At 60.9% G+C, this 12,388-nt stretch carries 12 protein-coding genes; 1 reads left to right on the forward strand and 11 read right to left on the reverse strand.

Going from position 1 to position 12,388, the window contains the following annotated elements:
• Positions 1 to 5: 5 nt before the first annotated feature.
• The 11 genes from accD to MWU54_RS09740 all read right to left on the reverse strand — a co-directional run bounded on the left by accD (position 6) and on the right by MWU54_RS09740 (position 11,511).
• A complete protein-coding gene (gene accD, locus MWU54_RS09690) occupies positions 6 to 935 on the reverse strand; it encodes an acetyl-CoA carboxylase, carboxyltransferase subunit beta (RefSeq protein ID WP_247082622.1) in 930 nt (309 codons plus the stop codon).
• Between the two features lie 66 nt (positions 936 to 1,001).
• Positions 1,002 to 1,916 carry a DMT family transporter gene (locus MWU54_RS09695; protein ID WP_247082624.1) on the reverse strand — a complete coding sequence of 305 codons (915 nt, stop codon included), beginning with the start codon at positions 1,914 to 1,916 and terminating at the stop codon, positions 1,002 to 1,004.
• 134 nt (positions 1,917 to 2,050) lie between these two features.
• Complete coding sequence (locus MWU54_RS09700; RefSeq protein WP_247082626.1) at positions 2,051 to 2,428, reverse strand: hypothetical protein; 378 nt, start codon at positions 2,426 to 2,428, stop codon at positions 2,051 to 2,053.
• A gap of 10 nt (positions 2,429 to 2,438) precedes the next feature.
• The gene (locus MWU54_RS09705; RefSeq protein ID WP_247082628.1) at positions 2,439 to 3,212 is read right to left on the reverse strand and encodes a DUF6478 family protein; all 774 of its coding nucleotides are present in this window, start codon (positions 3,210 to 3,212) and stop codon (positions 2,439 to 2,441) included.
• A 65-nt stretch (positions 3,213 to 3,277) separates the two neighbouring features.
• Positions 3,278 to 3,952: a dihydroxy-acid dehydratase gene (locus tag MWU54_RS09710; RefSeq protein ID WP_247082630.1), complete on the reverse strand. Its 675-nt coding sequence runs from the start codon at positions 3,950 to 3,952 to the stop codon at positions 3,278 to 3,280.
• A gap of 8 nt (positions 3,953 to 3,960) precedes the next feature.
• Positions 3,961 to 5,724: a dihydroxy-acid dehydratase gene (gene ilvD, locus MWU54_RS09715; protein ID WP_247082632.1), complete on the reverse strand. Its 1,764-nt coding sequence runs from the start codon at positions 5,722 to 5,724 to the stop codon at positions 3,961 to 3,963.
• Between the two features lie 129 nt (positions 5,725 to 5,853).
• Positions 5,854 to 7,188 carry an FAD-binding oxidoreductase gene (locus tag MWU54_RS09720; RefSeq protein ID WP_247082634.1) on the reverse strand — a complete coding sequence of 445 codons (1,335 nt, stop codon included), beginning with the start codon at positions 7,186 to 7,188 and terminating at the stop codon, positions 5,854 to 5,856.
• Complete coding sequence (locus MWU54_RS09725; RefSeq protein WP_247082636.1) at positions 7,185 to 8,003, reverse strand: ABC transporter permease subunit; 819 nt, start codon at positions 8,001 to 8,003, stop codon at positions 7,185 to 7,187. Before MWU54_RS09725 ends, MWU54_RS09720 begins: the two co-directional genes overlap by 4 nt.
• Positions 8,004 to 8,103: 100 nt before the next feature.
• Positions 8,104 to 8,994: an ABC transporter permease subunit gene (locus MWU54_RS09730; RefSeq protein WP_247082638.1), complete on the reverse strand. Its 891-nt coding sequence runs from the start codon at positions 8,992 to 8,994 to the stop codon at positions 8,104 to 8,106.
• 3 nt (positions 8,995 to 8,997) lie between these two features.
• Positions 8,998 to 10,365, reverse strand: a complete 1,368-nt coding sequence (locus MWU54_RS09735; protein ID WP_247082640.1) for an ABC transporter ATP-binding protein — start codon at positions 10,363 to 10,365, stop codon at positions 8,998 to 9,000.
• Positions 10,366 to 10,425: 60 nt separating this feature from the next.
• Positions 10,426 to 11,511 carry a polyamine ABC transporter substrate-binding protein gene (locus MWU54_RS09740; protein WP_247082642.1) on the reverse strand — a complete coding sequence of 362 codons (1,086 nt, stop codon included), beginning with the start codon at positions 11,509 to 11,511 and terminating at the stop codon, positions 10,426 to 10,428.
• A 183-nt stretch (positions 11,512 to 11,694) separates the two neighbouring features.
• On the opposite strand from MWU54_RS09740, the gene MWU54_RS09745 reads away from it, so the two are divergent.
• On the forward strand, positions 11,695 to 12,369 hold the full coding sequence (locus MWU54_RS09745) for a GntR family transcriptional regulator (protein ID WP_247082644.1): 675 nt from the start codon (positions 11,695 to 11,697) through the stop codon (positions 12,367 to 12,369).
• The last annotated feature ends 19 nt before the right edge of the window (positions 12,370 to 12,388 follow it).

The following is a 12,388-nucleotide window of genomic DNA, read 5'->3' on the forward strand; positions in this document are numbered from 1 at the left end:
TTGAGTCACGTTTCGGGATCACTCTTGGGTTGCTGTGGCGCCATATCCGAAGGACCCGGCGGCGGCAGATCGCCCGCAACGGGGGGCGGCAGGTGCATCAGCATCCGTACGATCTGAACCAGTTCTTCCCGCAGCTTGCGGCGGTCCGTGACGCGGTCGAGCATGCCGTGTTCCAGCAGGTATTCGGCGCGCTGGAACCCTTCGGGCAATTTTTCCCGGATCGTCTGTTCGATCACGCGGGGGCCCGCAAAGCAGATAAGCGCGCCGGGTTCGGCGATATGCACATCGCCCAACATGGCGTAAGAGGCCGTCACGCCGCCTGTGGTCGGATGCGTCAGCACCACGATATAGGGCAGCTTGGCTTCTTTGAGCATCTGCACGGCCACCGTTGTGCGGGGCATTTGCATCAGGCTCAGGATGCCTTCCTGCATCCGCGCACCGCCGGCGGCTGAAAACAGGATCAGCGGGCGGCGCAGTTCGACGGCTTTCTCTGCGGCGGCGATGATCGCGTTGCCGACATACATGCCCATCGACCCGGCCATGAAGCTGAAATCCTGAACCGCCACGACAACCGGGGTGCGCCCGATGTCGCCCGTGGCCACCAGCATCGCTTCTTTTTCGCCGGTTGCCTTTTGCGCGGCTTTCATCCGGTCGGGATATTTTTTCTGGTCGCGGAACTGCAGCGGGTCGGTGACCGGTTCCGGAACGGCGACTTCGTTGAAGACCCCGCCATCGAACAGGCCATGACACCGGTCGCGCGGCGTGATGTTCATGTGATGGCCGCAATTGCTGCAGACGTTCAGGTTGTCGGACATCTCGCGGTGGAACAGCATGGTGCCGCAGTCATCGCATTTGACCCAAAGGTTCTCGGGGATTTCTCGTCTCGAAAAGATCGAGTTGATCCGGGGACGGACGTAATTGGTAATCCAGTTCATGCAGTGCGGCTCCCGTCACCCTGTCTGTGCTGGGGATGATCTAATCCCGAGCTGCGGCAAATGCAATCAGCCCTGCGGTGTGAGGTTTGATCGGGCGGGGCCGCGTTTGACGCCAAGTTGCCGTTCGCGCCAGATGATCAGCACGCCAGCCGCGATGATCACAATCGAGCCGAGGATGGTATGGATCGTCGGGATTTCATCGAACACGGTGTAACCGATAATCAGGGCAAACAGGATCGAGGCATAATCAAACGGCGCGAGAAACGCCGCTTCGGCGTGCCGGTAGGATGCGGTCAACAGGATCTGCGCCACGCCTCCGAAAAGACCCGCGCCGACCAATTGGGCCGCCGTCAGCGGATCAGGCACAACCCAGCCGAACGGCGCGGTCAGCAGGGCAAAACACGAGGCGGTGACGGCAAAGTAGAACACCACCGCGGACGTGGTTTCATCCTGTACCAGCTTGCGAATGTGAACATGGGCCAGTGCCCGCAGCGTCGCTGACGCAAGAACCAGCGCCACGCCCCACCGGGCGCTTGTGCCCATGTCGTCGTTGCCCAGTTGTGGCAGCATCACGATCACAACGCCGACAAGCCCCAGAATGACCGCGGAAATCCGGACAAGGCGGATGCGCTCACCCAACAGCAGGGCGGCGAAGATCACGGTCATGATCGGCGCGGCATAGCCCAGCACGGTGACCTCGGGCAGGGGAAGCAATCCCAGACCGGCGAAACCGCATGCCATTGCACTGACACCGAACATGCCGCGCCACAGGTGCCCGGCGGGGTTCTTGGTTTTCAGGCCGCTGCGCAGCTGCCCGGTGAGGATGACCCAGGCTAGAATAACCGGAATCGCAAAAAACGAGCGAAAAAACACGGCTTGCCCCGGAGGAACAACGTCCGAGCTGGCTTTGATCAGGGCGGCCATGAACACAAACAGCAAAACAGCGCTGAGTTTCAGCACCATACCGCGCAGCGGGGACATAGGTTCTCCGGGTCAGGGTTTCACCGCCACGTTGCCTGCCTGCGGACGGAAGGTCAATCGTGGTTGAAACGGCCCCTGATGCCGGTCACCGGTCGGGTTGTACCTGAATGTTCGGGCGATACCCGATCCGGGCGTTACGCCGTTTCGCGGCAATGGCGGCGGAACGAACGCTTCAGCATGTCCAGTTCGGCGCGCAGCAGAGACATTTCGGCGCGAATGTCCTCGCCCGCTGCCTCTCCGGCGATGATCGAAAAATCCCCCAGCGCCTGACCCAACGTGGTTTCGGAGATTACGAACGTATGCACGCCGTCGGCGATCATATTGGCCGGGACCGGGATCTTGAGCAGCCAGGACGCCGGGTCCTGCAGCGGTTCAAGGGCGATGTCCGAGACCGGCTGGTCATGGACCCGCACATCAACCGATGGTTTCGGAGAGTCGTCGCTTTCGCCTGCGATCACGCCTTCCCAGACGCCTTCGAAGAACCGCGATTTGGACAAGGAATAGGCAGTCATCTTGATCTCCTCAAAGCTCGGCCCGGGGGCGGCGGCTGAAGAACAGGTCGCGCAGCACGACCTCGCTCATTTCCGGGTTTTCGAAGATCAGGTCGATCCAGATTTTCTCGACCCGTTTTTCGTTCAGTTTGGTGTACGCAAGATCAAATTCGACAACCAGATCCCGGTCGATCAGGGGCAGTTCGCGTACGATCTGTTCGGTGTTCGGCCCGTGTTGCACGTTCAGCCGCGCAAAGATTTCCAGCGGTCTTTCAAGTTCGACAATCGCGTCAAGCCGGATCAAGTGCTTGCGTTTCAGATTGTGAGCGGCGTCAGGCGGCAGGTCGATGACCAGCGACAGGTACGAGCCGTCAAAACGGAACACGTCGAGACGCAGACCGTACGCCGCCAGATCATCGGCGCTTGTGTTGCGCAATTGGCGAAGCGTCAGTTCAGAGTTGGCGCAGTCGTGAAACAGGGTCACTTCCTGCCCGAGCATGGATTTGTTGGCGACCGCCGAAATGCCTTGCACCGGCAGCGGGCCGCACCAAAGTTCAGGCCGCCACGACCAGTCCGCGTCATAAGGCACCGGGACCGCCTGATTGCCGATGACGGGCAGGGCCAGACGGGTGTCAGCGACATGGATCAGTTCATCTAGATGATATTTCATCCGACGCGCCACAGCGCGGGTGTTGCGCAGATCGCGCAGATCCGCATCGCGCGCGGTTTCCGCCCAACGACGAAACCGTCTGAGCGCGGATTGCTGGATAACGCGGTCAAAAAGACCGGGTTTCATCTCCGACATGAGCTGCTCGCTCCTGCTTATGTTTATTGGTCCGGCCCTTGAAGGTGCCGGTTGTTCGTCAAGTATTACAGATCGCGGCGTCCAAATAAACGCCCGAGTTGCGCCGCAAGCGGATCGGTTGTGGCTTGCGACTGTTCCGCACTGCGTTGCGCCACCTGAGAGCTAGCGCGAATGCGTGAAGAAACGGTGTTCAGAAAAGCGGCCCCCTGCGCGCCGACAAACGGGCTGCCTTGCGGAGCGTATAGCGCCAGACCGACGACGCGGTTTCCAAGGATAAACGTGCCGCGCCAATGTCGTGGGTCGCTGCCTTGGAACGCGGTTTGTCCACCGCTCGCCATGCGACCGGCATTCACCGCGCTGAGCTCGCGGGTTTGCGTCAGTTCGGTGCCAAGCGCATTTGCCAGGTCTTCGAGGCCTGGCGCGTCTGTACCGGCGCGGCCGACCGTGACTGTTACAAGAACCGGTTCGACAATCGGGCCGGACTGACCGTTTGACAGGATGTTGCAACTGGCAATTGCGGCGAACCCGCCCGCCGGGGTGCGGCGCAAGGTCGATGCGTCGACGCAATAGCCCTCCGGACCGGAGACCGTGACCTGCCCATTGGCAAGCCGTGCCGAGGTGATGACAGGGGCGGGCGTGCCATCAGGTGTTTCGAGAAACGCCAACCCCCCCGCGTTTCCGCTTGCATCACACCCGGCCAGAAGTGTTGCGCCCAAGAGCGCAACACAGATTTTTGTCACCACTGGCGTCACAGGTCGCAATACTGGTGCTTTTCGCCTTCGGCACCGGGATGCGTGACGGCACCTTTGTAGGTGGGGCCAACCATCTTGGCGAATTTCCACACCGCGCCGGATGTGTAGATGGTGTCCCGGGGGCCTTTCCATTCCGATTTGCGCTTGGCGAGTTCTTCGTCAGACAGATCCACGCTCAGCGACCCGTTGACTGCATCAATGGTGATCATGTCGCCGTTCTTGAGCAGGGCAATCGGTCCACCGGCTGCAGCCTCGGGGCCGACATGGCCCACACAGAACCCGCGTGTTGCGCCGGAGAAACGGCCATCGGTGATCAACGCCACTTTCTTGCCCATGCCCTGACCGGACAGCGCAGCGGTGGTGGACAGCATTTCGCGCATGCCGGGGCCGCCTGCAGGGCCTTCGTTGCGGATGACGATGACTTCACCTTCTTCGTAAGCGCGCTCCTTGACGGCTTCGAATGCTTCTTCTTCGCATTCGAACACCCGCGCAGGACCGGTGAACAGCTGGTCTTCGGCCGAGATCCCAGCGACTTTGACAATCGCACCTTCGGGGGCGAGGTTGCCCTTCAGACCAACGACGCCACCTGTCTTGGTGATCGGGGTGTCGATGGCGTAAATCACCTTGCCATCCGCTTCGCGTTCGATGAGGTCCAGTTCCTCGCCGATGGTGCGGGTCGAGGCCGTGATGCAATCCTCGTGGATGAGCCCCGCTTTGCGCAGTTCCTTCATCACCACCGGAATGCCGCCTGCATCATAGAGATCCTTGGCCACATACGCCCCGCCGGGTTTGAGATCGACGAAGTACGGCGTGTCGCGGAAGATATCGCAGACGTCTTCAAGGTAGAACTCGATGCCCGCTTCGTTGGCGATGGCCGGCAGGTGCAGGCCCGCGTTGGTCGAACCGCCGGTGCAGGCCACAACGCGCGCTGCGTTTTCAAGCGCCTTGCGGGTGACAACGTCGCGCGCTTTGATGTTCTGTTCGATCAGGTCCATGACCGCACGGCCCGATGCTTCGCCATAGGCATCACGGGATTCATAGGGTGCTGGCATGCCGGAGGAATTAAAGAGCGCAAGGCCGATGGCTTCAGAGACGCAGGCCATGGTGTTGGCGGTGAACTGACCGCCGCAGGCCCCCGCCGACGGGCAGGCCACGCGTTCCAGCATGTCGAGCGCCTTGTCGGACATCTCGTTGTTCTGGTGACGGCCCACCGCTTCGAACATGTCCTGAACGGTCAGGTCGCGTGTGCGGAAGTCTTCGGGAATTTCATCGACCTGCGGCGCTTTGCCCGGCAGGATCGAGCCGCCATAGATGAACACGGACGGCACATTGAGACGGACCATCGCCATCATCATGCCCGGCAGGGATTTGTCGCAGCCCGCAAGCCCCACAACCGCATCATAGCAATGGCCGCGCATGGTCAACTCGACCGTGTCCGCGATGGCTTCGCGCGAGGCCAGCGAAGAGCGCATCCCTTCATGCCCCATCGCGATGCCGTCTGTCACGGTGATCGTGGTGAATTCGCGCGGCGTGCCGAAGCCCTGTTTGACACCCATCTTCACCGCCTGTGCCTGACGGTTCAGTGCGATGTTACAAGGGGCGGCTTCGTTCCAGCAGGTGGCAACGCCCACCAGTGGCTGGTGGATTTCTTCCTCGGTCATGCCCATCGCATAGTAGTAAGACCGGTGCGGCGCGCGTTCGGGGCCTTCGGTCACATGGCGGCTGGGCAGTTTCGACTTGTCGAATGGACGCTTGAGCATGACGCTCCTCCCTGAAATCGTGTTGGCAACTGGAATAACGAAGGGGGCAGGGCGGCACAAGCGCAGGCTGCGGCAAAGCCAATTCGAATTGGCTTTGCCTGCGGTGTGACACCCGCAGACCGCCGCTTTTCAAAAGCGGCGCTGGCGATCCAGCAGAGCGGCTGCCGCGTAAGTCGGGGCCAGCAACGCACGACGGTATCGGCCAAGGGGAAACCGCGGGGGCGGCTGGTGCAGGAACGCAGGACACGGGCCACGCGTTGGACGGTCCAGCACGCAATCGGCAAGACGCGCGCCCAGGTAGCTGCCCATTGCGACACCGTTTCCGTGATACCCGAGGCTTGCAAACATGCCTGGCCTGTCCGGAACCGGACCGGAGAAGGGCGTGAGCCTGCGCATCAGGCAAACCAGCCCGGACCACGCATGGGTGATGTCGATCGTCCGCCATTCGGGGAGCAACTGTTCGAAGTTCTTGCGAATGCGGGCGTTCAGCGCAGCCTCGGATCGGGGTGTCGCGCGCAGTCCGCCGCGCATGCCGAAAAGAAAACGCCCGTCCGGCATCAGGCGAAAATAGTGCAACAGACGTCGGCTGTCGTAACACATTTGCGCACTTGTCCATCCCTGTGCGGCCTGTTCGGCATCCGTGATGGGGCGGGTGACAATGATCGAGGATTGCACCGGCAAATACCGCGCGCGCAGCCATGTGGGCATGTCTTCCGAGGAGTAGCCATTGGTGGCAATCACAACCCGTTCGGCAGTCAATATCCCGTTGGCGGTTGTCACCTCCCATTTCGACCCGCGTTGGCGCATGCGCGTGGCCGGGGTTTGGCCAAACACTTCGGCCCCGGCGCGCATCACGGATTTCAGCAGGCCGTCATGGTATTTCCCCGGATTGAGGGCAAAGCCGATGGGCAGGGTCATGCCGCCGTAGAACCGACCGTTGAGGCCCAGAGAGGGCAGGTCGGAGGCCTCAAAAACATGGGGCGTCACGCCGTAGGACTGGCGGGTGTCTTCGATGCTTTCGCGAATGTCGTGCATTGCGCCGGGAGAGTGGGCCATCATCGTTTCGCCCTCGGAATGCACATCGGCGTCAATGGCGTGATCCGCCAAAAGCGTTGCCACGTGATCGACCGCTGCGCGTTCGGCCGCGTGCCATTCTGCGCGCTGGTCCGCGCCAAACAGTGTGGCGATGCGCGGACCGGACAGTTTGGAGCCGCCCAGGCAGCAGAACCCGCCATTGCGCCCGGACGCTCCCCATCCCGGGTGTTCGGCATCGAGCACGGTGACCTGCCGCCCGGCGTCAGCGAGTACCAGCGCTGCATTCAGGCCGGTAAAACCACCGCCAATAATGGCGACATCCGTGTGTTTGTCGCCCTGCATCGCGGGTGGATGTGCCGGGGCCACCGTGTCGCGCCACCAGCAGGCTTGCGGTGTCTGGTAGGCGCGATCCTCGTAGATGCGCGTCATGCGGGGCGTTCGGCCATCCGCGCGTCACGGGCCTGCCGGACGGCGGCTTGTTTGGTGACCAGAGAGGCTGTGATCACCCCAATGGTGACAATCGCGATCATGATCGTCGACAGGGCGTTGATTTCCGGGCTGACGCCAAGGCGCACCGCCGAGAAAATCTTGATCGGCAAGGTTGTTGCTGAAGGACCGGTGGTGAAGCTGGCGATCACCAGGTCGTCAAGTGACAGCGTAAATGCAAGCAGCCAGCCCGAGATCACCGCAGGCGCAATAATCGGGAGCGTGACAAGCCGGAACGCTTCGAATGCCGAACAGCCCAGATCGAGCGCGGCTTCCTCAAGTGACTGGTCAAAACTGACAAGCCGCGACGAAACAACGACAGAGACGTAGCACATTGAGAAGGTGGTGTGCGCCAACACAATGGTCAGCACCCCCCGGTCAAGCCCGATGCCGATAAACAGGAGCAGCAGCGACAGGCCCGTGATCACTTCGGGCATCACCAGCGGCGCGTAGATCATGCCAGAAAACAGCGTTCGCCCGCTAAATCGGCCCGCGCGCACCAATACCAGTGCGGCCATCGTGCCAAGCACCGTGGCGATGGATGAGCTCATTACCGCAACCTTGATCGTGACCCATGCGGCGTTCAGGAACTCTTCGTTGCGGAACAGCTCTCCGTACCACTGGGTCGAAAATCCGGCCCAGACAGTCACCAGTTTGGACGCGTTGAAGCTGTAGATCACGAGAATGATCATGGGCATGTAGAGAAACGCAAAGCCCAGGGTCAGGGCGGTGGCGTTGAACCAGGAGAAGCGTTTCATGTGACGCTCCGTCTGGTTTCGCCGCACCGCGTGCGTCGCTTGGTTGGGAGACCAGCCCGCCGGGCGATTTCCGGCAAGAAGACAGGTGTTGCGTGGTTTGTCATCCCTCGGCCTCGCGCTGCTTTTGTTCGTTGCGCTGGAACAGGATAATCGGGATCACCAGGATCAGCAGCAGAATCACGGCCACGGCAGACGCCACAGGCCAATCGCGGTTCGAGAAGAATTCTTCCCAAAGCACCTTGCCGATCATCAGCGTGCCCGATCCGCCCAGAAGCGACGGGATCACGAATTCACCGATCACCGGGATGAAGACCAGGAAACACCCGGCGATGATGCCGTTCTTGGACAGCGGGATGGTCACCAGCCAGAAGGCACTGAGGCGCGAACAACCAAGGTCCTCGGCGGCTTCCAGCAGGCTGTCATCCATCCGTTCGAGTGCTGAATAGATCGGCAGGATCATGAAGGGCAGGTAGGTGTAAACGATGCCGATATAGACGGCCGTGTTGGTGTTCAGGATCGTCAGCGGTTCATTGATGATCCCGGTCCATAGCAGGAACTGATTGAGCAGCCCTTCGTTCGACAGGATGCCCATCCACGCATAAACGCGGATCAGGAAGCTGGTCCAGAACGGCAGGATCACCAGCATCAAGAGCGTGGGCCGCCATTCGGGCGCGCTGCGCGCCATGGCGTAGGCGATGGGGTAGCCGACAAAAAGGGTCAGCAGCGTTGAGAGCGCTGCGATCTGCAGCGAGCTGAGATAGGCTTTCCAGTAGAGATCATCTGACGTCAGAAAGACGAAGTTTTCGAAATCGAGCCCGGTAAGGAAGTTCCGGATGGCCGCCCAGCCACCAGTGAAATCGAGCTGCGGCATGTAGGGTGGCCGCGCCAGAGCCACGTCTGACAGCGCGATTTTCAGCACGATGACGAACGGGATCAGGAAGAGCGCCACCAGCCACAGATACGGAATCAGTATGAGAACGGCGCGGCGCATGGGCTATCCCTTCAACACAACGCCGGAGGTTTCGGAAAAGCTGACCCAGACCACGTCTTCCCACGTGATGTCGCGGCGCGCGATGCGGCGGATGTTGGTCATCTGCACCTTGACCATCGGGCCATTGTCCAGCTGGACATGATAGGTGGACAGGTTGCCGAGATAGGCAATGTCGATCACCGCGCCGCGCAGAACATTGGGGGCGGTGGGTTTCTCTTTCGAGATGCTCATTTTCTCAGGGCGAAGGGCCAGGGTCAGGGTCTGACCGGCCAGGTCCGGATCGCCGTTGGACGCGATGATGGGGGGCTGCCCTTCGGCCCAATGCAGCTCCAGACCGCCGGGCTGAATCTCTGCCTTTGGCGCGGGCTTTGCTGGGCGCGAATCGGTGTTCGGGGCGGGCGGTGGCAACCGCTTGGGTTGCGGGTCGCGTTTGCCAAGGATCGGGAAGAGCAGCTTGTTTTGCAACCATTCGCCGATCTCGTTCGGCTGGGGGCCGTCAACCGGTTGGGTCGAGACCTGCGCTGCCGGTGTGGCGGGTGGCTGTGGTGTTTCGACAGGTTGCGCCGTTGTGTCCGCCGGAGCGGCGGCGCGTTTTTCGGCGCGCCCCTTGATCAGGTTCACGTCGCCGATGAAGTCGGCCACGTAGACGCTGTTGGGTGCTTCGTAGATCACGTCCGGCGTGGCGACCTGAATGATGCGGCCTTCATCCATCACCGCGACGCGGGATGCCACGGTCATCGCTTCTTCCTGATCATGGGTCACGATCACGAAAGTGGTGCCGGTTTTTTCCTGGATATCCATCAATTCAAACTGCGTGTCCTGCCGCAGTTTCTTGTCCAGCGCGCCAAGCGGTTCATCCAGAAGAAGCAGTTTCGGTGCTTTTGCCAGCGACCGCGCCAAGGCCACGCGCTGGCGTTGCCCCCCCGAGATCTGGTGTGGCTTGCGCTGGGCGAATTTCGACAACCGGGTCAGCCGCAGCATTTCATCAACGCGCGCTGCAATCGACTCTTTGTCCTTGCCTTCGCGTTTCAATCCGAACGCGATGTTTTCCCAGACACTCAGATGCGGGAACAGCGCGTAGGACTGGAACATCATGTTCACCGCGCGCTTGTTCGGCGGCACGTTTGACATGTCTTCGCCGGCGATCAGGATCTGACCTTCCGTGGGTGTTTCGAACCCGGCCAGCATCCGCATCATCGTCGTTTTGCCGCAACCTGACGGACCAAGCAGCGCGAAAAACTCCTGTTCGAAAATGTCCTGTGTCAGATTGTCGATCGCGGTGAAGTCGCCGAACCGCTTGGTGACATTCCTGAACTGGATCAGCGGTTTCGCCTTGGGGTCGTTCCACGGCGCGAAGACAGATTGGGTCATAATCGTATCCGAAAGAGAAAACCCGCCCCGGGGAATGGGGCGGGCAAAAGGGTCTCAGGCTCAAGTGCCCGATTTCACCCGTGTCCACATGCGCGTCAGGTTCCGTTGCTCACGCGGCGGGAACGGGGTGACGGTGTAGAGTTTTTCCAGTGTCGCCTCGTCCGGGTAGATCGCGGTGTCGCCGATCACGTCTTCCACCAGAAATTCTTTGGACGCTTCATTGCCGTTGGCGTAGTACACATAGTTCGACGCCTGCGCCATGTTCTGCGCATCGAGAATGAAGTCGAGGAAGACATGCGCGGCTTCGGGGTTGGGGGCGTCCACCGGGATCGCCATCTGGTCAAACCACATCAGCGCCCCTTCGACCGGCGCATTATAAGCGATTTCGACCCCGTTCTCGGCCTCGGCAGCCCGGTCGCGGGCTTGCAGGATGTCGCCGGACCAGCCGAAGGCCACACAGATATCGCCGTTGGCCAGCGCGTTGATGTATTCAGAGCTGTGGAACTTCCGAACGTGCGGGCGCACGGCGCTCAGCACTTCTTCAGCCGCGGCCAGCGCCTCTTCGTCTTTGCGATCCGGCTCGAGCCCCTTGTAGGCCAGCGCGGCCGGGATCATTTCGGTGGGCGCATCAAGGAAATGCACGCCACATTCGGCAAGCTTTTCCATGTTCTCGGGATTGAAGACCAGATCAAGCGATGCAATCGGCGCATCCGGGCCAAGCAATTCCGTGACTTTGCCCAGGTTCACGCCGATCCCGGTCGTGCCCCACATGTAGTTGATCGAATAGGCGTTATCGGGGTCGTATTGCGCCGTGCGGTCCTTGATCACGTCCCACAGGTTGCCGATGTTCGACAGCTTGGACTGGTCCAGTTTCTGGAACGCCCCTGCCTGGATCTGGCGCTGCAGGAATGTCCCGGTCGGCACAACAACGTCATAGCCCGAGCCGCCGGCCAGCATCTTGGTCTCCAGCAATTCGTTGCTGTCGAACACGTCATAGATAAGGTCGATGCCGGTTTCTTCTTCGAACTTGGTCAGAAGCTCTTCGTCGATATAGTCGGACCAGTTGTATACCCGCACTTCGTCTGCCATCGCCGTTGAGGCGATCAGCGCAGCACCGGCTGTGATGGTCAGCAGATGGGTCTTCATGAAATTCTCCCGTTGATCCCGGAGCACTTGCGGCCCCGTGGATGTGAATTTGATCAAATGTTGCCTGATCTGGCAATAGCTGACATGGTTTCATGCCAAGATAGTTCGTGCAAGTTGGCATCTGTCTCCTTGGGTCAGGCCGTTTGCCCGGGGATGCAGCGCAGGATGAGGTGCGATGTGAATATGCAACAGACAACTGGCACTGCGGCCGGAAATGCAGGGCTTCCGACGCATGAGGTGGTGTACCGGCAATTGCGCGACCAGGTGCTGTTCGGAGAGCTTGAACCGGGGCAGCCGGTCACGATTCAAGGCCTGACAGACGCGCTTGGGGTCGGCATGACGCCGGTGCGCGAGGCGCTGAGACGGCTGACCGCCGAGGGCGCGCTGGCGTTTATGGGCAATCGGCGAATCGCTGTGCCCGAACTAGATCGGCACGCGATTGACCAACTTTGCATAGCGCGCCGCGCGCTTGAGCCGGAACTGGCGCGCAGCGCTGCCAAGGTTGCGACCCCAGAGGACATCGCGGGGTTGGCCGACACCGATTCGCGGCTTGATGCCGCGATCAAGCGGGGGGATGTGCGGCGTTACCTTGTCGAGAACCATCGCTTTCACGCGGGACTGTACGCCTTGGCCGGTGCGCCGATTCTCATGGAAATGGTGGATCGGCTGTGGTTGCGATTCGGTCCGTCGCTGCGGGTGGTGTGCGGGCAGGTGGGCACCCGAAACCTGCCGGATCGGCACAAAGACGTGCTGGACGCACTGCGCCTTGGGGATGCCCGGGCGGCGGCTGAGGCGATGGAGGCGGATGTTGTGCAGGGAATGGACCAAATCCGTCAAGGATTGTCCCGATTCGATTGACTCGGAATAATTTGATCAT

It is taken from the genome of Marivita sp. S6314 (assembly GCF_023015985.1).
Taxonomy (GTDB): domain Bacteria; phylum Pseudomonadota; class Alphaproteobacteria; order Rhodobacterales; family Rhodobacteraceae; genus Marivita.